Genomic DNA, 25,532 nt, shown 5'->3' with positions numbered 1-25,532 from the left:
TCTAAAGAATTTTAAGCAATTGATTTCTTAAGTGATTGATGATACATCACAGGCAGCACATACAAGGTAAGTATCATGGATATCAGCAGTCCAAAGCAAACTACAGCACCTAAAGGCCCCCAAAGAGATGAGCCACTTACAATCATCGGCACCACGCCAACGGCAGCCGCAAAAGAAGTGAGAAATATGGGGCGCATTCTACGCTTACCGGCAGCCACCGCTGCTTCCGCCAATAACATTCCGTTCTTGTTGCGGAGCTCTTCAGCATAATCAATCAGGATAATGCCATTGCGCACGACGATACCCATAAGGCTCATTATTCCGAGGAAGGAGGTAAGCCCAAAAGGATAACCGGTAAGTACTAAACCCATAGCCGCACCCAGAAAACTTAAAGGCATGGTCAGCATCACTAAAAAGACTAATCTCGATCGCTTAAACTGGAAAAGCAAAATAAAATAAATCAACATTACGCCTGCCAGCATGGCTTTGCTCAGCGGTGTATAATTTTCCAATTCACTTTCCTCCTCACCGCCATACGTGAGTTGAACATCGGAACCTGTTTTTATTTTTTTGAGTTCCGGCTTTAGTTCAGCTAATATTTTATAAGGTAGCACCCCTCTTTTTACATCCGCTCGCACCGTAATAGTTCGTACACCGTTCCTGCGGATAATTTGCCCTTCGCTCCAGTCGGTGGTTATGGTAGTTACCTGTCGCACAGGAACTGTGGCACTCAAAAACAGGGATGTTACATTTTGATTTTCGATATCATCAAAACCATCTCTTTTATCGATTGGATTAATGACCTTCACATCTACCGGATAATCTCCTTCCCAAACTGTACCTATAGGTATCCCAGAGAAACCAGATGCTATTGAAGAGGCGATTAGTCCTCGGGTCAACCCTAACCGGTTGGCGAGTTCATCATTCACATCTACACGCACACCCTGCCTTTTATTAAGATAATCCGTACGCGCCCATATAACAGCATCGTTTTGTTGCATTATACTTTTTACATTTTCAGCGATGGCTTTTATGGAATCAATGTTGTTACCGGAAATCCGTACTTCAATCGGAGCGGTTGTGCTCAGCATATCCAATTGTTTCATGCGCACATAGGCATTTGGAAAAATATTGCGTTTTGCTTCATATTCATCCAATATTGCCACGGCATCGTCGGCTGTTATGGTATTGACTACCAACTGCGCATAATTTTTTGATGGGAAATTAGGTGCGTAGGTAGTGTGGAAACGTGGTGAGCTGGTACCCATGAAGGAGGCTACATTAACCACCCGACTATCACTCATGAGCAATACCTCCATACTATCGGCAACAGCAACTGTTTGGGCAAGTGTGTATCCTTCCGGTAGATAAATTTCTACGGCAAACTGATTCCTCTCCACTTTTGGAAATAACTGTCGTGGCAACAGTGCCATGATTGCTCCGCCTAATAAAATGGAGAGTAAGCCTACCAGCATGGTCAGCTTTGGTCCTCTGAAGGCACTTTCGAGTGTGCTATTATAAAACTGTTGCACCCAATCGAGTAGTGACTTCTTATCGGCTTTTGCTTCTTCCGCTTCTCCTTTCCTGACTCCTTTTTTGATAAATACATAGCTCATGTAAGGAACCAGAAAGTAGGCCACCAGCATAGACGTAAACAAGGCCACACCAATGGTAACAGGCAGAGAACCAACAAAATCACCGGTCATTCCAGATAAGAAAAATACCAAAGGAACATAGGTAGCGATAATGGCAAGGGTAGCAGAAAATACCGGAACAAAAAGTTCTGTCGCACTTTTCCAGGCAGCATCCCAGGGCGTTTCGCCATGATCTAATTTTTCTACATGACTATCAATAACAACAATGGCATTATCCACCACCATGCCTAATACAACGATTAATCCTGCAAGCGAAACGGTGTGTAGTTCAACACCTAATAAATATAAAATGCCTACGGTTATAAAAATGGTAATGGGGATCGTTACGCCGGCAACCGCAGCTACCCGTAAAGGCAATAACAACATCGTAACGATGATCACAGCGATAATAGCAATGAAAAATTCTTTCAGGAAATGAATAATGGAACGATCTACGGCTGTTGGCATATCAGCAATCTTATCCAGATTTACATCAGAAGAAATTTTAGTCCGGATGGAAGCGAGGGATTGATCCACCTGTTTCCCAAAATCAACAATGTTGTTGCCAGGTTGCATTTCCAATGACACCAGCAAGCTTTTTGCCCCATTGTTTTTTATGAAAGAGTCAGGTTCCTTATATTTTCTAACTACAGTAGCAATATCTTTCATCCGGATGATGTTACCAGCAGGATCGGCATACACGATTTGGTTTTTAATGTCTTCTTCCGATTTGAAATTTGCTGGAATATGTATCGGTGTAATCAATTCTGAATTATTGAGTTCGCCACCGTAATACACAGCACCCTCCAATTGCATGGCGGCAAGCACCGTAATAGGACGCACACCGTAATAAGCCAGTTTAGCATTATCCAGATAAATGGCTATCTGTTCCTGTTGAATTCCGTAGTGTTTTACTTTAGAAACGGCCTTTATTTTTCGCAATTCCGTTTCGATAATTTTCAATTCTTTCTCCAGCTCTTTATAGGTTTTGCTTTCTGATTGTATGGTAAGTAGCAAAGCGGCTGTATCGCCAAAATCATTGTTGGCAATCAGCGCAAGTACCTGCGGTGGCAACTGTAATTTTAATTCGCTGAGGCCGAATTTTATTTTATCCCAAAAGCCATCAGGGTCTTTTACGTTGTTGTTTACTTCCACAAACACAACCAACATTCCTTCTCTGGATATGGAATACGTTTTCTCCCGGTTTACTTCTTTAAAACCGTAAAGAAAACTTTCCACTTTGGTGGCTAATTGGTCTTCCACCTGTTCGGAAGTAGCCCCCGGAAATACACCGATGATCAATCCCTGTCGAATGATGAACTCAGGAAATTCATTTCGGGGCATTACCCAAAGAGAAAATATACCAAACAACACCAACAGACTTGTTATGGTAATGGCTATTTGCTTATACCTCATAGCCAATTCTATGACATTAAACTTATGTGTCGTCATGATGCTATTTTATAATGTTTACCTGTGAGCCCTGGCGAAGTTTGTCTTGCCCTGCCACAATGATTTTATCACCTTCTTTCAAATTTCCGCTGACCAGAATTTTTTGGTCGATTAAAGCAATGGTTTTCACCGCTCGCTTTTGAGCCGTGTTATTTTCTATCACATATACAAACTGCGTCCCTTGTAAATCCTGCTGCATTGCTTTGTTAGAGATAAGAACACCGGTCGCCTTGTTTTGGGTTGCAAAGTTGACTGTACAAACCATACCCGGCTTAATGGCTAAATCAGAATTGTCAACTTCAAGTCTTACCGGATAGGAGTGTGAAAATATATCAGCCGAAACACCAATTTCTCTTACAATACCGGTGATTGTTTTAGAGATAGCTCCAACAGTAATGATGGCCTGATCTCCCTTTTTGAACGAACTGATCTCATCTTCTGGTACGGGAATTTTTACATATACTTTACTGATGTCGAATAATTCAAAAACTGTAATATTTGGAAATACATTCTCTCCCTCCTGAATCGATTTTTTACCTATCACACCCGCTGTAAAAGCATATAGTTTTGTATCGTCAAGTCCTTTTTTTGCAATGGCTGTAGCCGATTTTGCCTGACTTAATCCTGTTTCTACCTCCACCCATTTTATTTCAGACAGGGTACCATTTTCATGCATCGGCATTAACCGGTTATACGCATCCTGTGCCTGTTGTAATTTTTGAAATGCCATCTGGTAGGTGTTCTCCATAGTCGATGGATTTAGTTGTGCCAGCAACTGGCCTTTGTTTACCTGCTGTCCTTCTTCTACTGCTATTTTCGAAACGGTTCCCGGCACCGAGAAACTGAGTGGTGTATTTTTCTTTGGCACCACAACCCCGGAATACCCAACTGTATGGCTTCCTTTAAATTGAATTACTTCTTCTGTTTTAACATTAAGGGAAATGTGCTTCGCACTTTCCGATGATGTATTCTCTCCTGACGAGCATCCGGCCAGGATAACGGAAAACCAAAGAGCGATGTGCAGTTTATTGACTTTCATATTCATTGTTAGTTCTATTAATTACAATTAGACTATTTTAGTTTTTTGGTCGATAATGGGTTAAAAAAAAATTACCTCGCTATGATTCCATAAAAAAGCACGTTCAGCAATCCTTCAAACCGATTTTCTGTTTTTGCATAATTGTTTTTAATGAATAAAGGATATTCTAAACCCTTCAGTGCTGTGACCAGGGCAAAGGCGGTGAGGTTGATGTCTTCTATTTTAAAATCACCTTCTTCAACACCCGTCTTCAATATTCCTTTGATGGTGTTAACCTCTTCGGTGTCATACTTCACTCTGACATTTTCAATGAAACTGTAATGCTCCAGATATTCATCTTTTAAAGCACTGTATAGATTGGTTAATTTGTTAATAACTTTCATTCTTGTTAAAACATAAGCCCGTATTTTTTTTTCAGAGGTAGTTTCTGCATTGATTGCTTTTGCTATGGCAGCACTTAACACATCCGATTCCTTTTCAACGATTGCCTTGAAAATATCTTCTTTGCTTTTGAAGTAATGATAGATGGAACTTTTGCCTTTTCTTGAAGCATGAGCTATTTCATCCATTGTGGTTTTCTTAAAACCATATCTGGCAAAGATGGTTTTAGCGGAATTTAGGATGACCTCACTTACATCGTCTTTAATGTCCATTGTTGTTTCCATTGTTTCTTCCCAAACTATTTATCGACCAAATTAGTTTTTTGGTCGAGTGCAAAGATATACATTTTTTTTAAACCCACTCTTTTAAGAATTCTTTCGGTTGGGGAGTTTAGCTCAAACAAGCTGATTTTTGCATAAATTTGAGCGGCTCATGTTAAGATTCACTCCTTAATGCGCTATACACACATCTTGCGAGGGCGACCGGTTCTTTATTATCGGGCTGAAACAATTCTACATCAACCTTAATGATTGTCTTCCCTTGTTTAATTATTCGTGCTTTTGCTTGTACATCCGCCTTAACGGCTGCATGTAAATAATCAATGCGCATATCAATGGTGTTCAGCCTGTCATTGGGTGAATGTAAAGCCGTTGCCCCGGCCACTCCTCCGGCAGTATCGGCAATGGCGGCCAGAATACCTCCATGCCAGCGGCCTTGTATAAAATCACCAATAAACTCTTCTTTGAATGGAACATGAATATGAACCGAGCCTGCTGTAATCTCAACTATTTTTAAACCGAGTATTTTGTTAGCAGGCATCATGTTTTCGATGGCGTGCTTCAATATTTGAAAATCATTTTCGTGCATGGTTAATTTTTTTTTAGTAGAATTTATTTTTACTGACCCAAACTTCGCCTCATTAATCGCTTATTTCACCTATTGCAAATTGGTAGGAGCGAAAAATAATTTTTTTAATCTCATCGGCCTCCTCTTCGTTTCTGGGCGCGTAAACCATTATGAAGTTTGGCGGCAACCATCCTTTATGCACTACAGGATGCAATTCGCCCCAACCCAGTTCAATTACTTTTTTTACATCACGCTGCGGGAGGCCTAAGTGCATACTGCCATCCGGAGCAGGATGAAAATGCGCAAATTCCGTTTCAACCATAAAAGCATTACAATGTGTGCACATTTTTTCTTCTGACATACACATGGCCTGTGCTCCGGGTACAGAGATTTTGCTATACTCCTTTGAAATATCAGGAAGCGAGAATGCCCAACCAATGAGTTCATCCACCAGCTTTCTGTCTTTTGGTTGTTGATCCAATTGCATGTGAGGATTGCTCGGTGTGGTAGTTGGTTTGGCTCCTGTTCTTTTTGGAAGCTCAAAATCATAATGTAAGGTCATGTTATACTATTGTTTAATGGGTTGATTCAATGATGAAACTACGGTCGCTAAATGCAGGCAAAAGACTTTCATAGGTGTGCTCTATAGTATCGTTGGTATTCAGCATAGCCATAGAATAAATTAGCGGCACATAATGATCGGGAGTCGGGGCAGCCATTTTTCCAAATTTTGTTTTTTCATAATTCATCAAACTTTTTATGTCGCGGTCCACCACTCTCTGTTTTATCCATTCATCAAATTCCTTATCCCATCCATACAAGGTTTTATCGCCTTTGAAAAGTCTGGAACTTGCCAATTGAAGATTATGAACAACGGAACCGCTGCCGATAATCAAAACACCCTTCGTTCTTAATTTCTTCAGTTGAACTGCTAACTCATAGTGGTATTGAGGAGATTGATAATAATCAATGCTCATCTGAAAAACCGGTACATTGGCATCTGGGAAAAGATGACGAAGCATGGGCCAATTGCCATGATCGAAACCCCATTCGGTTGTAGTTCTAATTGCAGGGATGGCTTCTGCTACATTTTTGGCAAATTCCGGAGCACCTGGAGCCATGTATTTTATAGTGTAATATTCGGGAGGGAAACCGTAAAAATCGTAAATCGTTTCCGGCCACGGAGAAACATTTACGTATGTGCCTTTGGTACACCAGTGTGCTGATACTACCAATATGGCTTTAATTTCTTTTGGATATTTTTTTCGTAAGTCAACACCTAAATCAAAAAGATAAGTTAAAAAAGGATTCGCTTTATGAGGAAGGTGTATGTCCATTGGGTTTCCGTGCGAAGTAAAAAGAACCGGAAGGGTTACTTCCTGTTCGGGTAAGCCGGTTATCGAATTGGCCCAGCTCTTTACATTTGAAGTCCCAAAACCTATTGTTGCTGCTCCCATTATTTTTATAAAGTCTGATCGGTTCATTTTACAATTCAAAAGGGAATTTAAATCGGACGCACGTTACTCCGCTACCGGATAAAGTCATTCTGATGAAATAGAAAGTTCTTGCTGGTAATACTTTTCATCATCAACAATGTCCAGCATAAAGCGGGCAACATCTTTTCGGCTGATGGTCATGTTTAGTTTTTTATCGCCTTTAATGCTTACCCGAACTTGCTTCTGCTTTTCACTGCTGCTAAGGCCAACCGGTCGAACAGATGTCCATTTCAGTCCGCTTGTACGAAGTACTCTTTCCTGATCTTCATGACCTGCGTAGGCTACACCAACGTTGGTCTTTTTGATAAGAAATTTAAATATCCAATTTGTTTCTTTGTAGCTATCGCCTGTTCCCCAGGCTGAAACAGTTATCACCCGCTTTACACCGTTTTCATTCATTGCGAAAATTATATTTTTCATACTTGTATACAATAAATCAAGTGGCGAAGTCACTTTTGCCCAAGGCAGGTCAGATTTCCTTCCAATGTTGAGCGCAACAAAGATGGCATGTGTTTCCTTGATAACTTTCCTCACATCATCTATACGCATAGGATTTCCTTCAATGACTTGTAGATTGGGATTTGCAAGTTTGATTTTTTGTTTGTCGCGAACCAATGCTTTTACAACCCAACCTTTTTCCAGGGCTTGTTTTACAATTTCAATTCCAGTTCGGCCATTGGCGCCTAATACGGCTATTGCTTTTATGTCCATTATTTTTTCGTAAAACTTGCCAGCATTTCGGGATTGCGCAGGTAATTACCAATCCAGATCACAGTCAAAATAATGGCAGGCATTATAAACGATTCCTCATGTTGTAGATGAGTGGCAATGGCTCCACCAAAGTGGGCGGTTAACAAAAGAAACCCAAGGGAGGATGTTCTGGGAATAATAAATAAAATGATGAAAATCAATTCGCCAATTCCTATAAACGTGAGGTTATCAATCAATCCCCATTTAGTGAAATTAGTTACCAATTCTTCAGCGTGTGTCAGTTTCATGGTGGCGCTCATAATAACCAACGCACCCACTAGTCCAATTATCACCCATGCGGCAATTTTTCTTGTTTTACTCTTTGTTTGCTTTTCCATGATGGTTTTGTTTACTAAATGAATTTCATTTCCATAAATTCTATACTTAAGCATGATGCTCAAGCAAGAACTGCCAAGTAGTTCACTTACCTGGTTTATATCCGATCAAAATCAGGGCAGGAGATAAACGATTACAGTAATAATCAATCCTGTACCAAAAGCATAGGCAAGCAATTGCCAGGCTCTTGCTCTGTCTTTCACCCTGAATTCTTTTTGATCGATGGTATCTGTTTTCCCCACCTCTCCTAAATTGAACATGTGCCCAAATCCGAAATACACGCAGAACTTATTGTACGCCTGTATGAATCCTGTTGCTCCCATTACTGCCGGAATGAAAACTACAAGTCGCATCCAGTGAGGTGCACTGAACCATAATAAGAGAGAAATGGTAATTACCGTTAGTACCAACCCTGTCCATCCACTTGCTTTTCGCCTTTTGATTTCCTCTCTCCCCATATTGCAGGTTCCGGGAATATATTTTTCATTGGAAGGGTTGCTTCCATTATTTTCATTAAACGATGACATAAAGGCAATGGCTTGATCGAGTGAAATTGCTCTTGTTTTGATTTTAGTTAGTTGAATAATAAAAACGTTCATGAATAATTTGGCCGTCCTTCCATTTTTGCACGGCCACCTGGCACATTTTCATGCGGGGCGCGCCTTTGTAGGTGACATCAAATTCCCATTCTACCATAGTCACATTGTCGCCCACGGCAACTGCTTTTACTTCTGCTCCGTGAAACGTTTCAATCATCTGCATCCCTTGAATTTCCCTTTCCCTGTTGGCTGATTTGCCAACCATTGGGGGTTTGGAGTTTTCCTGCATTACTACATCTTCATGATAATACTTTTCAAAAGCATCCATTTGTTTGCCCGACAGCATTAGCTTGATTAGGTCTTCGATTTTTTCTTTGATGTTCATGGTTTGATATTTTTTCGTGTATAAATAAATTCGGTTTTAGAGCAGATAACTATGTAAGTGCCGATGTTGAATAAACAGAGAATCTAATATGCCGCCATTCCTCCATCTACCACATTAATGGTTGCAGTTATAAATTGGCTATCGTCAGAAGCTAAATACAAAACTACATTGGCTACTTCTTCGGGCTGAACATACCTTCCCAAGGGAATACCTTTTATAAATTCCGCTTTTATTGCCTCTGCATGTCCTGGAGCCATTCCTTCTTCCAGAGAACGCATCATCCGGTTATCAACGGTCCCCGGATTAACTGTATTTACCCTGATTTTTCGTGGGGCAGCCTCCTGTGCTGTGGCTCGCATAATACCAATGGTGGCGTGTTTACTTGCATTATAGGCGGTCATTCCTGAGATGCCAATAAGCCCTGCTACGGAAGATGTAATGATAACACTTCCTCCGTCATTCATTCTTGGTAACACATGCTTCATGCCCAACCAAACCCCTTTCACATTGACAGCAATAACTTTATCAAAATTTTCCTCCGGGTATTCTGTAATTGGCTTTACCACCCCTTCGATCCCTGCATTATTGAAGAACACATCTATTTTGCCAAATTTATCTACTGTTTTCTGTGCATATTTTTCAACATCAGAACTTTGGGTAACATTAAGCCCACTAGAGAAAAGCCCTTTGAAAAAAAGCCCTGATTGATGTAAAATCTATCAGGGCTTTTTGCTAGTGGCTGTTGACTGACAACTGGAGGGTGAAGTGTTTGCTAGGTGTATTAGTACTCTTTTTATGGGTTTAATTATTTTTCATTAGTTACGATTTCTACTATTATTTGACCAATCCTTGTGGAAAAGGCATAAAATCCCCTACCCAAAATTGGGGTATTCTGCTTTAGAGATGTCTTGGACCCAACCATTGTTTTCTTAGATCCTGAATACATGTCAGGAAGGGGCTGGATTTGGATTGAAAGATTTTTGTTTTCTGGCTGATCTATCCCTTGTATCAAAGATTGTTTCCATTCTTCCGTGATCGCAGCAAGGGCATTTTAAAATATCCCTGCCGTATTTTTCGAGCATTCTGATCTGGAATGGAATTGTGACTTTGGGTTTGGTTGGTTGCATATCGAGAGAAGACCGTATCATAGCCAACCGTTCAGTTTTGCCCTGTATTCTCAAGTATCCGAAGTGGCGGATCTTGACAAACCTTTTTGGTAGGATATGCTGCTCAAACCTTCTAAGGAATTCCTGATGAGTAAGCCACATCTGTTTTGTTTTGGAACCGTCTGCATAGTCTTTATAGCTGAACTTGATATGTGTTGCGTTGACCTCAAGGATTCGGTGTTTGGTGATGGCAATCTTGTGGGTATAGCGTCCAAGGTACTCGACGACTCTATCGGGTGAACCGAAAGGAGCTTTGGCGTATACGTTCCATTTTTTGAACCTTACAGCTTTAATTACGCTGTTTTTACTGCCAATCCAGCTAATTGAGGGATCTTTTTCCATCCCTTCCATGAATATGGCTTTGAACATACTTGCCAGACTTTTTTGAGGAAAAAGGAATCGGTTGTTTTTGCGTTTGGCATCTACCCAACGCTTTCCGTCGAAGCCACCTGCACTGACGATACAATGTACATGTGGATGGAAAGAAAGATCCTGTCCCCAAGTGTGGAGAACCATTGTAATACCTGGTTCAGCTCCCAGGAATTCAGGCATTCGACCGTGTTTGAGTAATGTTTGGGAAGCTGCCTGAAACAGCAAGTTAAATAGCCTGTTTCTGTTGCCCATGATCACAACATTGAGTTCATGGGGCAAAGTGAATACTACATGATAGTATGCTGTAGGTAGTAGTTCGTCCATCCTTCCCTGAATCCAAGCGTCCCTTTTCATACTTCCACAGTTGGGACAGTGTCTGTTACCGCAGCAATGGTAGCGATGGGCGATGTTGCCACATTGTTGATCATTGCATCTGCTAATGTGATAGCCCTTAGCAGCGGTATGACATGCTACAAGATCAGCAAAAACAGCTTTGCTATAAGTATTGAAGCTGTGGATGGATTGATGTCTGAATAGGGATTGGAAAGAAGAGTCAGTTTCCATCAGCTAGCAAATCAAGTGGAGATACTAGTTTTTCCCTACGTTGTTTGGTAAGGTGAAGATAGATCATAGTAGTCTCTATCTTTGAGTGTCCAAGAAGCTGTTTGATGGTATGAATATCTGTTCCCGCATCAAGCAGATGTGTGGCAAAGGAATGCCTGATAGAATGTGCGGAAAAACCATACTGTTCAAAGCCCGCCTGTTTCATGGCCATGCGGATGGCGTGCTGTATGGAGCGGTCGTTCATAGCTTTTCCCGGGATCTGTCCTTCAAAGAGAAAAACTTTCGGCTTGTGTACTCTGTAGTAAGCTTCAAGCAAAGGGAGAACAGCAGCTGGAAGGATAGTAAATCTGTCCCTGCTACCCTTTCCTGCCACAACTTTGAGCTGCATTTCGGCTCTTGAGATATGTTTCATTTCCAAGAATCGAAGTTCGCTCAACCTGATACCTGTTCCATAAAACAAAGCAATGATGGCTTTATGCTTGATATTGGTTGTGGATTGGATTACATGGCTGATCTGATCTTGGGTTAGAATTTCCGGAAGTCTGAAGTCTTTCCGGGGATAAAGTGCGTGGGGGACTACATAAGGTGAAGGTAAAATGTGTTTAAAAAAGAAGCTACAGCTTTGAGCCGTCATCCTGCATTTGTCCCTACCGACAGCATGCTCTTTTTTGATGTAATTGATGTAAGAGGCAATGTGATCTTGGGTGAGCTGCTCAGGATTAAGGTGATTGAAATAGGCGAAAATATAGCGCATCTCGGCCATATAGTTGCGGATGGTCATATGGGAATATGCTTTGGCTTCTAGGAAAGAAGATAGTTTTAGCAAATACTCCTTAGCGGAATCATTGAGGGCAACAGTGCCCAGCGTGTTTTTTTTGAGTTTTCATGATCTAAGATTTTGATATAAATAAAAATAAGCAGAATTTAGGTAAATCGCTCACCCGTAGGGTGTCAGTTCAACATCTGCTACGCAATAATCAACATTTGGTGATTGTAATTCTGTTGCAGCATTTTTCAACGAATCCTCATTTACGTCAACAAGCATTATTTTCGCACCGTTTTGTAAAAAAAGTTTGGCGGTAATCAGGCCGATACTGCCGGCACCACCTGTAATGATTGCAACTTTGTTTTCTAATTTTCCCATATTGGTTTCATTTATGAATTTCTACTATTTAAGGTTTTATTTATCCTACAAGGATTTTGTGCCATATACACTTTTTAGAAAATCCTTTAAATCAAGAGGAGGATGACCAATTAATTTCTTTAATGTATCATCGGCATAATCAAACTCCCCGGCTTTCATGGTCTCGGCAATACTTGCCATCATACCCGTAACATTTTCCGGCAAACCATGTTGCAGCATGCCCTTTTTCAAATCTTCCAGTGGAATATCTACATAGTTTACAGGGGCATTTACAATATCCGAAAGCATAACAGCTATCTCTGTAAAGGTATATGCTTTTAATGCGGTGATATTATACACTTTATTCTGATGGGCAGAAGGGTTGGAAAGTACAACTGCATTGGCCTCTGCCATATCATTTCGTGACGCAAAATTTACCCTTGCATCACCAGCACTGTAATAAATAGCTCCTGTATTGGTAAAATCTCCTAACAACATCGGTAGAAAATCAGCATAATAGGTATTTCCCATAATGGTATAAGGAATTCCTGATGCTTTAATCTCTGCTTCTGTTTTTACGTGATCCATACCTCCACTGAATTTGGAATCAGGGGAAGATTTCAGCACACTGGTGTAAACGATATGCTTTATGCCACTCTCTTTTGCCGCTTTTATGGCATTAGAATGCTGCTCATAACGTCCGGTTATGGAACTTGATGAAACCAGTAAAAGGACATCTACCCCCCGCATAGCCGCAAGCAATGAATCATAATTAAAGTAATCTCCTATGGCAATATCCACTCCTTTTTTTTTGAATGGAGCTCCTTTTTCTTCGGTTCTTACCAATGCCCTAATTGGGGTTTTAGGATTTTTTTTCAATAAAGATTCGATAGTGGCCGCCCCTAAATGCCCGTTGGCTCCTGTAATTAATATCATAATTTTTTGTTTTTAAATTAGTTGGTAGATGTTTTCACAAACTTAATCAAAATTAAAAGATATATTGAAATATATCTATATATTGAATAAAAAAAATTACTTGACCAATTCTTCTTTAAGGGATGTGAGGTATTTTGGATATTCCGGAGCATATTGACCCCTTAAGACCGGAATAATTTTGGAAGGAGAAAGTGCCTTCAGGCGCTTGATTCGACTGACATTCCGGCGGATGTTGACCCCCCAAAGCGGGATTTTCGTTTGGATTCCGGAGCATGCTGACCCCATCGGGTTCTGATTCCGGAGCATGTTGACCCCTCTTTGTTAATGGTTTTGGTTTCTTAGTGGCTTACCAAGCACTAAGCGGAAGACGATGGCCGGAAAACCAAAACCCATGAGTCAGATCAAACAACTCCTCATTTTACACCGTCAGGGACAAGGAATCAAAGCCATTGCCCGCAGCCTGTCCATGAGCAGGAATACGGTGAAGACCTACCTGTTCAAACTCGAAAAGCTGCTTAGTGACCCGGCCGGGGATCTAAGTGCTGATCAGATTTTGGGTATGGAAGAACCCGAGATTTACCATCTTTTCCATCCCGGAAACCCTTCCTACAAGGATACCCGATACGAGCACTTCAAAAGCCTGCTGGATTACTTCCTGAAAGAACTCCGCCGTACCGGAGTTACCCGGGCCCTACTCTGGGAAGAATACCGCCAGAGCCGTCCTGACGGGTATGGATATTCCCAGTTTTGTCATCACCTGGACCAGCACAGTTCGACCAAAGGCAAACCCTCCCTCAGGCTTGAACACGCCCCGGGAGAAAAACTCTACATCGACTTTGCGGGAAAAACCATTCCCTACATCGACCGGGAAACAGGCGAACTGATCCAATGCCAGCTGTTTGTGGCCTGTCTGCCCTTTTCGGATTATTCCTTTGCCATGGCCGTGCCTTCCCAGACGCTGGAGGATTTTCTGTATGCACTGGCCTGCTGTCTGGAGTTTTTGGGAGGGGTTACACAGATCCTGGTCCCGGACAACTTCAAAGCCGCTGTGGTCAAGGCTGACCGGTACGAACCCGATCTCAACCGGGCTCTGGAAGACTTTGCCAGCCATTACGGAATGGCCGTTGTCCCGACCCGGGCTGCCAAACCCAAGGACAAGGCCCGGGTAGAGAATCAGGTCAAGATTCTTTATTCCCGTGTCTACGCCAAACTTCGTAACCGGCAGTTCTTTGATCTCTATTCACTCAATGAGGCCATTAGGATACAACTCAGAGCCCATAATCAAACCCGCATGAAGCAGAAGGGCTACTGCCGGGAAGAGCAGTTTCTGGCCTCCGAGAAGCCCCTGCTTAACCCGCTGCCCACCGAACGCTTTGAACTCCGGCACCATACCGAGTTGACCCTTTCCCAAAACAACCATGTCTATCTGGCCCGTGACAAGCATTACTACAGTGCCCCCCATACCCTGATCGGCAAAAAACTCAAGGTCATCTACACCCGGTCCATGGTACAGCTTTACTATCAGGGCAAAAAGGTTGCTGCCCACGTGAGAAACTTCAAAGCGGGAGGATACTCTACGGTCAGGGATCATCTATGCTCCCAGCATCAGCACTACCGGGACCGCAGTCCTGACTATTACCGGAATCTGGCAGCCAAAAAATCTCCGGTTTTGGGCCAGTATGTTTCCAAACTCTTTGAGCAAAACCGCTATCCCGAACAGCTCTACAAAACCTGTGACGGACTGCTGTCCCTGTTCAGAAAAGCAGACTTGGGCACCTTCGAAAAAGCCTGCCAGCTGGGAATCGACCACGGTGAATATTCCTACCGCTTCATCAAAAACGTACTGGCCAACCACACGGCCCATGAAGATCATTCCGAACCCGAAAAACCCCTTCCCCCACACCGCAATGTCCGCGGAAAGGAGTATTACCAACAACAGAAACTTCAATTTTAACCCCCTAATCGTATGAATCAGATCGAAACTCAGATGACCCGGCTCAAGCTCCACGGCATGGCCAAAGCATGGACCGCACTTAAAGAGAGCCGCAAAAACCAAAGTCTCTCCCTGACCGAAGGACTGGAGTTACTCCTGCAGTCCGAAGAGCTCGAAAAGGACAACCGCCGCTTCAAAAGGCTGGAGCACACCGCCCAGTTCCGCTACAAAGCCAGTCTGGAAGAACTCAAACTCGACCGCACCAGAGGACTCGACGACCTGTTGCTGGCATCCCTGGCCACAGGCGATTACCTCACCAAAGGCGAATCGGTACTCATCACCGGAGCCACCGGATGTGGCAAAAGCTACCTGGCTTCCGCCCTGGGACATCAGGCCTGTCTGCTTGGATTCAAAGCCGCCTACTTCAATACCCAAAAGCTCATGCTCAAAACCAAGATGGCACGGCTGGAAGGAACGGCCATCAAGTTCTTTGATCGTATCGCCAAAACAGACTTGTTGATCCTGGATGACTTCGGACTCACCCATCTGGAAAAACAGCACCAGCTGGATCTGATGGAACTCATCGAAGACCGACACGGAAAAAAATCCACCATCATCGTCAGTCAGTTGCCCGTACAGAGCTGGTATGAAGTCATCGGAGAGGAAACCATCGCCGATGCAATCCTGGACCGCCTCCTGCATTCATCCTATAGGATCGAGCTCACCGGAGACTCTTTAAGAAAAAAAATGTAAAATTGTCAGGCTATTGGTCTATCCAATACCAAACCATTTTAGAGGGGGGTCAATATCCCCGGAACAGGGGTCAGTATCGACCGGAATATCCAGGTAAAATAACCAATGCAATAGAAGCCTTTAAAAACATTGTTGCTGAAGGTTTAGAAGCTGATATGTCAAATGATGAAGTGAATGATTTGAAATCATCCATTGCCGAAATGAAGAAACAACTTGATCGAATTGCAATTTTAAAACAAGGTGAAAACCAGTGAATCTTTCCGCAATTATAGAATTAGCTTATAGCTGTGAAAAGGCCAAATTCAGCACTCTCCAATTTTTGACATCTTATTATCAATTAGAAGGTAAAAACATGTTCAAAGCTGCTGAATTGGCTGAAATCAACATTCAAAATTTCATTGGATATGCCCAAAGCCACATAGCATTAGCCACTAAATTAAATACAGCAAGTATATTCGAGAATATTGATTCTTCTATAGTTTCATTCAATCCGGATTACCCAATTATCCAGAATATTTACAAAGGTTTACACAAACTAACCTGGCAAGAATTTGAAGAGTTTTGTGGAACGCTACTTAAAAAATGCTTCAATGCTGAAAGTGTAAATATTTCTCAAAAGTCGAATGACGGTGGTGTAGATTTCTCCGCTAAAGTTCCATTCAAGAATATGTATTCTCTAAGTCCTTATGGATATGTTGAACTGTTTGGTCAAGCCAAAAAGTACAGCGGAAATGTTGGTCGTGTAGATATAGACAAATTCACTGCTTTTGCCAATCGTCAAAAAAGAGATAACCAGTACCCGGCACAACTATTTATTTTCTGTACCACATCTGATTATATCCAATCAGCACTAGATGAAATTTCAAAGAACAACTTTATAAGTCTTAACGGCCAGCAAATCGCCTTTCTAGTTTTCAATCAGATGAAGTCGATTGATTTCAAAGGAGATGATTATTTGTCAACTTTCATTCAATAGATCCTGCACACACCATTCCCACCCGCACCCATGTGCCTCCAGTAGGTTCATTTCGTTCGTTCGTTCCTCACTCTCTTCATTCACCCACTTCCAGCACCGCACAGCAAGAGTAGCCCGTTATTCCATTCCGCTGCGCTACATTTCATACCGTGCCACACTTGCTTTTCCCAACACACCCCCCAACGCAGGTAAAGCGGTGTTCGTCAGTCGTTCCGTTTTGTTCCGCAAAAACATATCTGCAAGGGTAAAATGCACTCCCTTCGGTCGCCCTTGCATATACCGTTCACTTACCAGGTGTCTTGCGCTCCAGTGGGTGCTCGCCACCTGCCGTTCACTTGTTTTGCTTCACACACTCTCTCCTTCCTCACTCGCAGCTATTTCATCCCCCCAAACCCCTTCTATGGTGTTCGCTACACTCACAATATTTTTTATTGGGGGTCTGTCGCTGCTTATTGTTTTTGCTCGCCTGCGGGTCGCTGCGGGCTGATCGGGCTGTCATGTTTTTTGCTTTCCCCAATGTGCTTTCAGTCGCTTCATTTCAGTCATTCGTTCCTCATTCCTTCAATTCAGCCACTTTCAGCACCGCACACAAGCGTAGCTCTTTCACTTCACTACACGAGCCAACCCAACGTCATTCCGCAATCTGCCTGCAATCCTCCTCCAATGGTTTTGTACTACACTCAAAAAATACAAACCCTACAAAAGCTATTGCAGGCAGTTATTGCTCCATTCCTTTCCAACAATCGCTACGTTTCGTTCAATCGCTACCCTTGCCTTTGCCGACCCTGATGCAAAAAAACACGCCAGCCCTGCCGTAAACGGTAGGCGTCTGCCGCCCTCATTCTTCGGGCTTTTGCAGCCACCACCCTTGCTCCGCTCGCAGGCGGCTCGCAGAAATGGCTTCGCCTGGGTTTACCTGCGTTTCCCGCTTTTTTCCCTCCGCACAATTCACTAAATTAGTTGACCATGAAAGAACTATTTGAAGACTTTCATTATCTAATTTTTCGCAGGGATGAAAAGGAATTTCTAAGACATTATATGTCCACCCAAAATTACCTATTAAGCACCCCTATTAAACGAAGAAATTTACCTTCCAAGAATTTTCTTGCGGTGATTTTTACCCCAATCACTTAATGCCTGTATAACAGGTTGAAGTGTTTTAGCATAGGGTGTAATGGTGTATTTGATAACTACAGGTATATCATCATATACAGTTCTTTCAATAAGTTCATTTTCCTCTAAATCCTTCAATTCCTTTGCAAGGACTTTTGATGTAATTTTTGGAATACTTCTTTCTATCTCTCTAAAACGACTATTTCCAGAAGAAATAGAAATTAAAATCAACAACTTCCATTTTCCACTAATAATGTCCAGCGCATCCCTGACAGGGAGCATTTCGGACGTACACTCTGTATGACTTGCTTTGCTCATCGCTCTAAGTTTTTTCGCTTACCTTTTGGTAACTGCTATACTTTGGAAAGCAAATGTACGTATCTTTGCCGAAATAAAAAATGAATAAATGACACAGAAAAACAAAACTTCAAAAGCAATGAACATCAGTCTTTGGGCTGCTCAAGTAATTTTGGCTGTAGCCTTTGGCATGGCTGGTGTTTCAAAATCCTTTTCACCAATTCCAGAATTAGCAGCACAGTTAGTATGGCCAGGAGACATTCCTGAGTTTCTTGTGCGTATTATAGGTATTTCTGAACTCGCTGCGGCTGTAGGGTTATTGTTGCCGTCTTTGCTACGCATTAAGCCAAAATTGACAGTTTGGGCTGCTATAGGTTTAGTGGTTGTGATGGTCTTAGCCCTAACATTTCATATTGTACGTGGTGAAATGTTTGCTATCCCTATCAATTTAGGATTCGGACTGGTTGCAGCATTTATTGCTTGGGGGAGAACAAAAAAAGCCCCAATACAACCCAAAACAAAATAACAAGATTGTTAAATCAACAAAAAACATAATATAATGAGTAAGATTTTAGTGACCGGAGCAACCGGACAATTAGGCAAAGCAGCCGTAAATGAATTGTTTCATAAGGTGAATGCAAGTGATATTTCTATTCTTGTTCGTGACCCTCAAAAAGCAGAGGAACTGAAAAATAAGGATGTAAATGTTATCAAGGGAGATTATAATGATTACGCGTCTTTGGTAGCTGCTTTTAAAGGAATTGACAAATTATACTTTGTATCATCCAGCGATGTGATGAACAGATTTGCACAACACGAAAATGTGGTAAAAGCTGCAATAGAGGCAAAAATTGGTCATATCATTTATACAAGTGCTCAACGAAAATCAGAAGATGGCACTTCGCCAATTGCAATGGTTGCAGATGCCCATTGGAAAACTGACAATTTGATTAAGCAATCTGGACTTCCTTATACCATATTAAAACACGGTTTATACACAGATATTTTACCGATGTTTATGGGAGATAAGGTTATTGAAACTGGAACTATTTTTCTTCCAGCTGGTACAGGAAAAGCCTCTTATGCTAGCCGTAATGATTTAGCTGCTGCGGGTGCTGTCATTCTTACAACAGATGGTCACGAAAATAAAGTATATGAATTTGGTGGAACTGATTCTTATTCTTTTGAAGACATTTCGGGTATGCTTAGCGAACTGTCGGGTAAAACCATTCAGTATGTTTCGCCATCAGCCGAGGAATATGCAGAACAATTAAAAAGCCTTGGTGTGCCAGATGAAATGATTCAGGGAGCTGCTACGTTTTGTGTAGCAACAGCTCAGGGAGAGTTTGATTTTCCAGCTACGGATTTAGAAAGACTATTAGGAAGAAAGCCAGAATCCGTAAAGGATTTTTTGAAAGCTGCTTATCAGTTGTAGTCCATTTAGTTTTTTAAAATATTAAAAGAATAGAAAAAATGAAAATAGCAGTATTTGGGGCAAACGGAGCAATAGGAACCCATTTTATAAAGTCGGCTCTTAAAGAAGGACACGATTTACACTTGTACAGTCGTAAGAAAATTGATTTGGCTGATTCAACAAAAACAAAATTATTTATTGGTGAGCTTTCCGACTTTGAAACTATTCGGGAAGCCATAAAAGACACGGATGCAGTAGTAAGTTTTCTTGGACCTGCTCTTAAATATTCCTATCCCGGAATGCCAATAACAAACGGACACGAAAATATCATCCGTGCGATGAAAGAACTAAATGTTTCTAGATTTATAACCATCGCAACACCAGCCGTCAAGTTTGAAAAAGATAAGTCGTCTATCATCACCATTATGCCTAAAATTATGGCAAGGCTATTTATGCCAAAACCTTACAAAGAAATTGTAGCAGTAGGCAAGTTGACAAAATCATCGAGGCTTGACTGGACAATCATCCGCTTTCTTGCACCTGTAGATGGTGAGCCAACAGGAAATGTAAAGGTGTCTTTCGGTGACAAGAAAATTGGTTTCAAGATTACCCGTGCAGACATCGCAGGATTTGCCCTTAAAGAATTGACTCACCCAGAATATATTAGGTCAATGCCGATTATCGGTAGTTAAGCATAGATATGGAGAAAAAAGTAAATTTTGAATTGGGGGTATATTCCTTTGGAAATACGCCCCGAAACAAGGATGGGAGTTACGCATCTACAGCACAAGCAGTTCGTGATGCACTAGAAGCAGTAAAATTAGCCGAAGAAGTTGGTCTGGATTATTTTGGATTTGGCGAACATCATACGAATTCAATGCCGATTTCTTCGCCAGCTTCTATGGTTGTTGCAGCAGCTGCATTGACGAATAAAATAAAATTGGGTACAACCGTAAGCGTGCTTTCAACAGAAGAACCTATTCGTTTATATCAACAACTATCTACGGCAGCATCTATTGCACCTGGACGGATTGATATTGTAGCTGGTCGTGGCTCTTCTGAGATTACGTTCTCAATTTTTGATTTAGACCAAAACAATTATGACTTGTTGTTTAACTCAAAATTTGAATTACTTCTTCAACTCAATAAAGATGAAAATATATCTTGGTCAGGAAAACACCGAAAAAAAGGATTAGTTAACACGTTGATTGTACCTCGGCCAGAACAACCCTTGAAAATATGGCTTGGTACAGGAGGAAGTCCAAATTCAGTTTACAGAGCTGCTGAATTAGGAGTGCCTATGTTTCTTGGTATCCTTGGTGGTTCACCTGAAAAGTGGGCTAACTACGGTACTGCCTATCGTGATGCTTGGACAAAAGCAGGGCATTCCCCAAATCAAGCGGACATTGGAGTAGCAGTTCACGGATTTGTGGCAGAGAATGATCAAGAAGCAAAGAAAATTTATTTAGAAAATGAAGCGCAAATGTTTATGACAGGTTCAGCCGAAATTGGAAGACCAATGAGCAAACCCGTTGGTAGAGAAGCAGACCTTGAAAAAGGGATGGTATTTGCAGGAAGTCCAGAAAACGTTGCTGAAAGAATAGTGAACCTTCATAAATTACTTGGACACTCAAGACAAATTTTGCAAATGGATGTTGGCGGTATGCCTCAAAAGACATTCCTAAAAAGTATTGAATTGCTCGGAACTAAGGTGTTACCGATTGTACGGAAAGAGCTTAACCATTAAACTTTTACACTTAATAATTTCATTACAAGCAGAAAAGAAGGCAAGCCTAAACGGTTATTATATCAATGGGTAAATACAGGAATCCCAAAGAATGGATATAGCTCTTACTTAAACTTATGTTTTCCTTTCTTGCAAATCCAATATAACCAAATTAGGCTCTAATTTCCTCACCTTCAAATTGATCCAACCTTAGTGTCAATATATAACTCAAACATAAAGCAAAGTTACAGGCGTGCGGATGCCAGAGCTGCAAGGGTTCGCTACGCCTGTTAGGAAAAAAATCTCCACCCTACGGGTAGTATTTTTTTCCCACAGCCCTTGCATCAATCGCACCGTCCTGTATTGCGAGGGCATTATGTTTAAGTTATTATTCAGAGTCCGTTTCGGCAGCCGGTGGTTGTTGGCGGGCGTTCGCACCTCAGGTCTTCCGTTTCATGCAGGCATTCAGCGTTGTGGCATCACAGATTATACGCTGCGTGTTTTTTGGTTCGAGTTGTGCCTTTCAGAGCTTCCTTTTTAGGGGGCTCTTTTTTTTACTCGTTAAGGGAAAATTTTAAAAAGAGAAAAGCAAAGATAGGCGGGTTCGCACATGCCCACCGCACTTTCGGACAGTCAAGGTCAAGCCCTACGGGTTTTGAAAAAAATCTCCACCCTTCGGGTAGTATTTTTTCCAAAAACCTTGACAGCCGAGCCTCACCCGCCTAAAAGTCAGCTTTCTCTTTTCTTTTTTTCCCTTTTTTCTTTTCTCTTTTGAAAAAATCTATGCGAAGCGCAGCGAGCAAAACTTTAATGGCTCACTGTATGAAATCGTTTCGTATCAAAACACACCGACTGGAAAGCAGCTACCAACAGCCGCACTTCTTTATCCTGAATAAAGGATTGAACAGCGGGAAACCGCTCAACAACGCTTGCCCAAATTGCTTTGTTTGCCTTACTGATTCAGGCCAACATAGGGAGTTTCTCTACTGGCTTTGCTTTGGATTATGGAAATCAAAATCCTTCCACTATCTCCTGAAAGGCTCCGTAATTCCTTTCGTCACCATTGGTGAAACTCGAAAACTAATCCGAGAAAGCTCAATCAAGGCAAGCTGCAAAGCCCAGGTATTTCAAAAGGCAATTCAAGCCCTTCAACTACTCGATACCAACGAGCAAAAAATCAAGGTCACACTAAAGATGATTGATACTGCCAGACAAGCCATATTTTATGACATGATGAAAGAAACAGGTGCAGGGTAACTTCCTGCTCTGCCAAAAGAACAGGGTAACAAAAGCAAAATAAAGCACAAAAACGCAACAGCATCCAAGAGAGAACTACTGCCTAATTCTTGAAGTAATTTAGTTGGCGAAGGGCAAATCCATGGTAAGTCCGTGTCAAGTCCAAGCAAATGTTTAACCCCTAAAAAATCGTAAAGAGATGGGAAAAATTAATCAAGGTATTCTCGGTGGTGTCTCAGGACAGGTTGGGAATGTAATCGGTGGATCTTGGAAGGGCATCGATTACCTGCGCATCAAACCTTCCAGTGTAGCGAACCCAAGAACTGAAGGTCAGGTTGACCAACGTTCGAAGTTCTCAACTGTTTTGCGGTTCTTGCAGCCCATGACAGACTTTCTGAGAGTCGGTTTCAAGTTGTATGCAAACCGTATGACCCAATTCAATGCGGCCATGTCTTACAACCTGAACAATGCAGTTGCCGGAGCTTATCCAAACTTCATGATTGACTATGCAAGTGCATTGGTTTCTCGTGGAAACTTGACAGGTGTAGCCAACGGTGCAGCCACTTCTCCAACTGCTGGAAACGTAGAAGCAACCTGGACAGACAACTCCGATAGTGGAAGTGCAAGAGCGACAGACAAAGCTCTGATTGTTCTTTTGAACACTACCCGAGGGGAAGCAGTGTTCACCACTGCGGGACCAGCAAGGTCTGCCGGATCAGCGACCATTCCAGTGCCTTCTGAGTACTCAGGAGAAGACGTTGAAGTCTTCTTAGGTTTTGTATCAGAAGACGGTACTAAAGTCGCTAACAGCGTTTATTTAGGCTCTGTAACAGTTGCGTAAAGCGATTGGTGTTTTCCTTGAAAAGCCACTTCAGCAATGAAGTGGTTTTTTTTTGATTTATTTTGAAAGTCAGCAGATAAGCTAAATTCCATATCCATCAAATAGTATGTATTCTGTATGTATTGAAAATAAAAAAGCACTTACGAGTTAACGTAAGTGCCTGATAATCAAAGAGCCCCTTGCCGGGATCGAACCAGCGACCTACTGATTACAAGTCAGTTGCTCTACCAGCTGAGCTAAAGAGGCCTTTTGTTGTCTTTTTGAGCTGTTTTGCTCTTAAGACTCTGCAAATATAGTAGCTTAATTTTTCTGACCAAAACTGATTTAAAAAAAAATAGAGAGATAAAAGTATCTCTCTATTTATGAGCGAATTAAAATTCGCGTAGTATTGAAAGTTTTTTCTTTAGCTTATCAATTTCAGTTTCGGCTTTCTTGATTTTATCATCAAATTGGTCTTTCAACTTATCAGCAGTCTTTGAAGCAGCAAAAAACTCTAAATTATTTTTCCATAATGTGATGTTATTTTCCAAATCAGAGATCTGCTTTCTTATCCCATGTTCTTTCTTATTCAAGACGCGAGTACCATTTGGATCTGCTTGTAGCTTGTTAAGGTTAAGCCTGAACAAAAACTCATCCTTATTACCTCCTTCAACACCCAATTTTTCTACATAATACTCAACAGCTTCGTTAAATTTAGCAAGTATATCCTTCATGTTTTTTCTAGGAACGAAACCAATTTCATTAAATTTATGAATCATGGCTTCAAGGCTTTCTTCTGACTTTGTCTCAGAATCGGCTTCTTTCTTTATCACATCACAAAGCTCAAGTTTAGTCTCTAAATTATCTTCAAATTCTTTATTGACTGCTTTATTAGCTGACCTTCTGTTTTCAAAGAAGGTATCACATGCTTTTTTAAATCTAGAATATAAGCTATCTCTTACCTTCTCTGGTGTTGGACCAAGGTTTCTCCACTCCTGCTGTAATGATATCAGTTTATTAGCCGTCTCTTGCCAATTAGTACTCTCAACTAGTTCTTCTGCTTTAGTGATTAATTCCTCAGCTTTATTTTTATTCGCTATACGTACTTCATCAAGTTCTTTGAAGAAGAGATTTTTGTTTTGGAAAAAGTGCTTAAAAGCACTCCAGAATTTCCTATTGATATCTTTTCCACTTTCTTTTGGAACAGGCCCAATTGCCTCCCATTCTTTTTGAACAGCTAATACTTCCTTAGTTTTTGAATTCCAATCTTTGATTTTTGAAGCCGAAAAATCTTTTAGTCCTTCTAACTTTTCAATGATTTTTTGTTTTGCAACTAAATTCTCTGTAAAAACCTCTTTTTGACTTTCGTAAAATTCCTTCCTTCTATCATATACTGCATCTGAAGCTGTTTTGAATCTTACCCAAAGTGCCTCTTGCTCCTCGCGAGGAACTGGCCCAATATGCTTGAACTCTTCATGCAAATCATTTAAAACTTTTGTGGCTTCAGCTAAATCTTCTAGTTCCACTAAAGTCTCTGCTTTTTCACAAAGTTCAGTTTTTTGCTCTAGATTTTTCTTTCTATCTAATTCCTTCAATTCAAAATAGATACTTCTATTGTCATAGAATCTATCCATCAAGGCATTGTAAGACGCCCAGAGGTTTTTATTTTGTGAGGAAGGAACCTGACCAATTTTTTTCCACTCTTCCTGAATAGATTTGATTGCATTGATGCTCAGTGTGGTCTCTTCACCATCTACAAGATCTCTTAATTTATCTAAAATTGCATTTTTTGCCTCTAGGTTTCTATCTTTTTGCTTTTCTTGATCTTTAAAAAACTCGGCTTTTTTGGTTTTAAAATCATGAACCAATGCAAAAAACTCTTGGTCTAAATCTGATTTTTTAAAATTAAAATCATCCTCTGTTCCACCTTCAGCGATAAATTTCTCAAGCGCTTCATTTTTCTCTGTATTAAAAAATTCATCAAAGTGCGTTTTAATTTCATTTACCTTGGAATCCGATTTGATGAAATTAGAAGAAGATAAAATTGCTTTTAGAGCTGTTAGAAGTTCTTCTTTAGAAAGGTTTGAATAATCTACCTCTACCTCTGCTTCTGATATTTCTTGATCTTCTTCCTCAGATTCTTGATTTGACTCAATGGATTGAATTTCTTTACCCTCGGCTTCTTGATTCTCAGATACCTGGGTCACCTTGTCCTCGTCGGACATTTCTTTGTCTGTGTTCATAA

At 41.2% G+C, this 25,532-nt stretch carries 27 protein-coding genes and 1 tRNA gene; 10 read left to right on the top strand and 18 right to left on the bottom strand.

Annotation, left to right across the window (positions count from 1 at the left end; translation table 11 throughout):
- Positions 1 to 11 precede the first annotated feature (11 nt).
- From BELBA_RS13590 to BELBA_RS13520, 15 genes are all read right to left on the bottom strand, one after another.
- Complete coding sequence (locus tag BELBA_RS13590; protein WP_014773264.1) at positions 12 to 3,086, bottom strand: efflux RND transporter permease subunit; 3,075 nt, start codon at positions 3,084 to 3,086, stop codon at positions 12 to 14.
- 4 nt (positions 3,087 to 3,090) lie between these two features.
- A complete protein-coding gene (locus BELBA_RS13585; protein WP_103923946.1) occupies positions 3,091 to 4,125 on the bottom strand; it encodes an efflux RND transporter periplasmic adaptor subunit in 1,035 nt (344 codons plus the stop codon).
- Between the two features lie 71 nt (positions 4,126 to 4,196).
- Complete coding sequence (locus BELBA_RS13580; protein ID WP_014773262.1) at positions 4,197 to 4,778, bottom strand: TetR/AcrR family transcriptional regulator; 582 nt, start codon at positions 4,776 to 4,778, stop codon at positions 4,197 to 4,199.
- Positions 4,779 to 4,941: 163 nt separating this feature from the next.
- The gene (locus tag BELBA_RS13575) at positions 4,942 to 5,373 is read right to left on the bottom strand and encodes a PaaI family thioesterase (protein ID WP_014773261.1); all 432 of its coding nucleotides are present in this window, start codon (positions 5,371 to 5,373) and stop codon (positions 4,942 to 4,944) included.
- Positions 5,374 to 5,425: 52 nt separating this feature from the next.
- Positions 5,426 to 5,914: a luciferase domain-containing protein gene (locus tag BELBA_RS13570; protein WP_014773260.1), complete on the bottom strand. Its 489-nt coding sequence runs from the start codon at positions 5,912 to 5,914 to the stop codon at positions 5,426 to 5,428.
- Positions 5,915 to 5,927: 13 nt separating this feature from the next.
- The gene (locus BELBA_RS13565; protein ID WP_041779376.1) at positions 5,928 to 6,836 is read right to left on the bottom strand and encodes a dioxygenase family protein; all 909 of its coding nucleotides are present in this window, start codon (positions 6,834 to 6,836) and stop codon (positions 5,928 to 5,930) included.
- A 57-nt stretch (positions 6,837 to 6,893) separates the two neighbouring features.
- Positions 6,894 to 7,559 carry an NAD(P)-dependent oxidoreductase gene (locus tag BELBA_RS13560; protein WP_014773258.1) on the bottom strand — a complete coding sequence of 222 codons (666 nt, stop codon included), beginning with the start codon at positions 7,557 to 7,559 and terminating at the stop codon, positions 6,894 to 6,896.
- Positions 7,559 to 7,936, bottom strand: a complete 378-nt coding sequence (locus BELBA_RS13555) for a DoxX family protein (RefSeq protein ID WP_014773257.1) — start codon at positions 7,934 to 7,936, stop codon at positions 7,559 to 7,561. The genes BELBA_RS13560 and BELBA_RS13555 overlap by 1 nt, the downstream gene beginning before the upstream one ends.
- Before the next feature lie 111 nt (positions 7,937 to 8,047).
- On the bottom strand, positions 8,048 to 8,533 hold the full coding sequence (locus tag BELBA_RS19110) for a hypothetical protein (RefSeq protein ID WP_014773256.1): 486 nt from the start codon (positions 8,531 to 8,533) through the stop codon (positions 8,048 to 8,050).
- Positions 8,505 to 8,858: a nuclear transport factor 2 family protein gene (locus BELBA_RS13545; RefSeq protein WP_014773255.1), complete on the bottom strand. Its 354-nt coding sequence runs from the start codon at positions 8,856 to 8,858 to the stop codon at positions 8,505 to 8,507. The genes BELBA_RS19110 and BELBA_RS13545 overlap by 29 nt, the downstream gene beginning before the upstream one ends.
- Before the next feature lie 83 nt (positions 8,859 to 8,941).
- Complete coding sequence (locus BELBA_RS13540; RefSeq protein WP_083833708.1) at positions 8,942 to 9,574, bottom strand: SDR family NAD(P)-dependent oxidoreductase; 633 nt, start codon at positions 9,572 to 9,574, stop codon at positions 8,942 to 8,944.
- Between the two features lie 231 nt (positions 9,575 to 9,805).
- Positions 9,806 to 10,960, bottom strand: coding sequence for an IS91 family transposase (locus BELBA_RS13535; RefSeq protein WP_014771681.1), 1,155 nt, complete (start codon positions 10,958 to 10,960; stop codon positions 9,806 to 9,808).
- The gene (locus BELBA_RS13530) at positions 10,950 to 11,786 is read right to left on the bottom strand and encodes a tyrosine-type recombinase/integrase (protein ID WP_280956311.1); all 837 of its coding nucleotides are present in this window, start codon (positions 11,784 to 11,786) and stop codon (positions 10,950 to 10,952) included. The genes BELBA_RS13535 and BELBA_RS13530 overlap by 11 nt, the downstream gene beginning before the upstream one ends.
- 111 nt (positions 11,787 to 11,897) lie before the next feature.
- Complete coding sequence (locus tag BELBA_RS13525; protein WP_041779375.1) at positions 11,898 to 12,104, bottom strand: SDR family NAD(P)-dependent oxidoreductase; 207 nt, start codon at positions 12,102 to 12,104, stop codon at positions 11,898 to 11,900.
- Positions 12,105 to 12,149: 45 nt separating this feature from the next.
- Positions 12,150 to 13,019: an SDR family oxidoreductase gene (locus tag BELBA_RS13520; protein ID WP_014773254.1), complete on the bottom strand. Its 870-nt coding sequence runs from the start codon at positions 13,017 to 13,019 to the stop codon at positions 12,150 to 12,152.
- Between the two features lie 391 nt (positions 13,020 to 13,410).
- On the opposite strand from BELBA_RS13520, the gene istA reads away from it, so the two are divergent.
- Genes istA through BELBA_RS13490 form a run of 4 tightly spaced genes read left to right on the top strand, consistent with a single transcriptional unit; the run spans position 13,411 to position 16,681 of the window.
- A complete protein-coding gene (gene istA / locus BELBA_RS19355; protein WP_245531072.1) occupies positions 13,411 to 14,973 on the top strand; it encodes an IS21 family transposase in 1,563 nt (520 codons plus the stop codon).
- A gap of 12 nt (positions 14,974 to 14,985) precedes the next feature.
- Entirely contained in the window at positions 14,986 to 15,705 is a 720-nt protein-coding gene (gene istB / locus BELBA_RS13500) for an IS21-like element helper ATPase IstB (RefSeq protein WP_014773251.1), read from the top strand.
- Positions 15,706 to 15,707: 2 nt separating this feature from the next.
- Entirely contained in the window at positions 15,708 to 15,959 is a 252-nt protein-coding gene (locus BELBA_RS13495) for a hypothetical protein (protein WP_014773250.1), read from the top strand.
- Positions 15,956 to 16,681 (top strand): restriction endonuclease, encoded by a 726-nt coding sequence (locus tag BELBA_RS13490; protein ID WP_014773249.1) that lies wholly within the window; start codon positions 15,956 to 15,958, stop codon positions 16,679 to 16,681. Before BELBA_RS13495 ends, BELBA_RS13490 begins: the two co-directional genes overlap by 4 nt.
- Before the next feature lie 1,086 nt (positions 16,682 to 17,767).
- Here the strand turns inward: BELBA_RS13490 and BELBA_RS13485 are convergent.
- Entirely contained in the window at positions 17,768 to 18,112 is a 345-nt protein-coding gene (locus BELBA_RS13485) for a winged helix-turn-helix transcriptional regulator (RefSeq protein ID WP_014773247.1), read from the bottom strand.
- Positions 18,113 to 18,200: 88 nt separating this feature from the next.
- Between BELBA_RS13485 and BELBA_RS13480 the strand changes: the two genes are divergently transcribed.
- From BELBA_RS13480 to BELBA_RS13455, 6 genes are all read left to right on the top strand, one after another.
- Complete coding sequence (locus BELBA_RS13480; RefSeq protein WP_014773246.1) at positions 18,201 to 18,617, top strand: DoxX family protein; 417 nt, start codon at positions 18,201 to 18,203, stop codon at positions 18,615 to 18,617.
- Between the two features lie 33 nt (positions 18,618 to 18,650).
- A complete protein-coding gene (locus tag BELBA_RS13475) occupies positions 18,651 to 19,526 on the top strand; it encodes an SDR family oxidoreductase (RefSeq protein ID WP_014773245.1) in 876 nt (291 codons plus the stop codon).
- 38 nt (positions 19,527 to 19,564) lie between these two features.
- Positions 19,565 to 20,197 (top strand): NAD(P)-dependent oxidoreductase, encoded by a 633-nt coding sequence (locus BELBA_RS13470; protein ID WP_014773244.1) that lies wholly within the window; start codon positions 19,565 to 19,567, stop codon positions 20,195 to 20,197.
- Between the two features lie 8 nt (positions 20,198 to 20,205).
- Complete coding sequence (locus BELBA_RS13465) at positions 20,206 to 21,252, top strand: LLM class flavin-dependent oxidoreductase (protein ID WP_014773243.1); 1,047 nt, start codon at positions 20,206 to 20,208, stop codon at positions 21,250 to 21,252.
- Between the two features lie 801 nt (positions 21,253 to 22,053).
- Positions 22,054 to 22,488, top strand: coding sequence for a DUF6943 family protein (locus tag BELBA_RS13460; RefSeq protein ID WP_157466097.1), 435 nt, complete (start codon positions 22,054 to 22,056; stop codon positions 22,486 to 22,488).
- 178 nt (positions 22,489 to 22,666) lie between these two features.
- Positions 22,667 to 23,308: a DUF6266 family protein gene (locus BELBA_RS13455; protein ID WP_014773241.1), complete on the top strand. Its 642-nt coding sequence runs from the start codon at positions 22,667 to 22,669 to the stop codon at positions 23,306 to 23,308.
- Between the two features lie 173 nt (positions 23,309 to 23,481).
- Here BELBA_RS13455 and BELBA_RS13450 read toward each other — a convergent pair.
- Together BELBA_RS13450 and BELBA_RS13445 are read right to left on the bottom strand one after the other, a co-directional pair.
- Positions 23,482 to 23,554, bottom strand: a tRNA-Thr gene (locus BELBA_RS13450).
- Positions 23,555 to 23,679: 125 nt separating this feature from the next.
- Positions 23,680 to 25,530, bottom strand: a complete 1,851-nt coding sequence (locus BELBA_RS13445; RefSeq protein WP_014773240.1) for a DUF349 domain-containing protein — start codon at positions 25,528 to 25,530, stop codon at positions 23,680 to 23,682.
- Between the last annotated feature and the right edge of the window lie 2 nt (positions 25,531 to 25,532).

It is taken from the genome of Belliella baltica DSM 15883 (assembly GCF_000265405.1).
In the GTDB taxonomy this organism is placed as follows: domain Bacteria; phylum Bacteroidota; class Bacteroidia; order Cytophagales; family Cyclobacteriaceae; genus Belliella; species Belliella baltica.
Note: the sequence above shows the minus strand (reverse complement) of the source record. Positions and strands in the feature narration are given on the sequence as shown.

Bases quoted from the DNA above. Each gene is read 5' to 3' on its own strand.
- BELBA_RS13590 (WP_014773264.1), bottom strand. From the start codon at position 3,086: ATGACGACACATAAGTTTAATGTCATAGAATTGGCTATGAGGTATAAG.
- BELBA_RS13585 (WP_103923946.1), bottom strand. From the start codon at position 4,125: ATGAAAGTCAATAAACTGCACATCGCTCTTTGGTTTTCCGTTATCCTG.
- BELBA_RS13580 (WP_014773262.1), bottom strand. From the start codon at position 4,778: ATGGACATTAAAGACGATGTAAGTGAGGTCATCCTAAATTCCGCTAAA.
- BELBA_RS13575 (WP_014773261.1), bottom strand. From the start codon at position 5,373: ATGCACGAAAATGATTTTCAAATATTGAAGCACGCCATCGAAAACATG.
- BELBA_RS13570 (WP_014773260.1), bottom strand. From the start codon at position 5,914: ATGACCTTACATTATGATTTTGAGCTTCCAAAAAGAACAGGAGCCAAA.
- BELBA_RS13565 (WP_041779376.1), bottom strand. From the start codon at position 6,836: ATGAACCGATCAGACTTTATAAAAATAATGGGAGCAGCAACAATAGGT.
- BELBA_RS13560 (WP_014773258.1), bottom strand. From the start codon at position 7,559: ATGGACATAAAAGCAATAGCCGTATTAGGCGCCAATGGCCGAACTGGA.
- BELBA_RS13555 (WP_014773257.1), bottom strand. From the start codon at position 7,936: ATGGAAAAGCAAACAAAGAGTAAAACAAGAAAAATTGCCGCATGGGTG.
- BELBA_RS19110 (WP_014773256.1), bottom strand. From the start codon at position 8,533: ATGAACGTTTTTATTATTCAACTAACTAAAATCAAAACAAGAGCAATT.
- BELBA_RS13545 (WP_014773255.1), bottom strand. From the start codon at position 8,858: ATGAACATCAAAGAAAAAATCGAAGACCTAATCAAGCTAATGCTGTCG.
- BELBA_RS13535 (WP_014771681.1), bottom strand. From the start codon at position 10,960: ATGGAAACTGACTCTTCTTTCCAATCCCTATTCAGACATCAATCCATC.
- BELBA_RS13525 (WP_041779375.1), bottom strand. From the start codon at position 12,104: ATGGGAAAATTAGAAAACAAAGTTGCAATCATTACAGGTGGTGCCGGC.
- BELBA_RS13520 (WP_014773254.1), bottom strand. From the start codon at position 13,019: ATGATATTAATTACAGGAGCCAACGGGCATTTAGGGGCGGCCACTATC.
- istA (WP_245531072.1), top strand. From the start codon at position 13,411: ATGAGTCAGATCAAACAACTCCTCATTTTACACCGTCAGGGACAAGGA.
- istB (WP_014773251.1), top strand. From the start codon at position 14,986: ATGAATCAGATCGAAACTCAGATGACCCGGCTCAAGCTCCACGGCATG.
- BELBA_RS13485 (WP_014773247.1), bottom strand. From the start codon at position 18,112: ATGAGCAAAGCAAGTCATACAGAGTGTACGTCCGAAATGCTCCCTGTC.
- BELBA_RS13480 (WP_014773246.1), top strand. From the start codon at position 18,201: ATGACACAGAAAAACAAAACTTCAAAAGCAATGAACATCAGTCTTTGG.
- BELBA_RS13475 (WP_014773245.1), top strand. From the start codon at position 18,651: ATGAGTAAGATTTTAGTGACCGGAGCAACCGGACAATTAGGCAAAGCA.
- BELBA_RS13470 (WP_014773244.1), top strand. From the start codon at position 19,565: ATGAAAATAGCAGTATTTGGGGCAAACGGAGCAATAGGAACCCATTTT.
- BELBA_RS13465 (WP_014773243.1), top strand. From the start codon at position 20,206: ATGGAGAAAAAAGTAAATTTTGAATTGGGGGTATATTCCTTTGGAAAT.
- BELBA_RS13460 (WP_157466097.1), top strand. From the start codon at position 22,054: ATGAAATCGTTTCGTATCAAAACACACCGACTGGAAAGCAGCTACCAA.
- BELBA_RS13455 (WP_014773241.1), top strand. From the start codon at position 22,667: ATGGGAAAAATTAATCAAGGTATTCTCGGTGGTGTCTCAGGACAGGTT.
- BELBA_RS13445 (WP_014773240.1), bottom strand. From the start codon at position 25,530: ATGAACACAGACAAAGAAATGTCCGACGAGGACAAGGTGACCCAGGTA.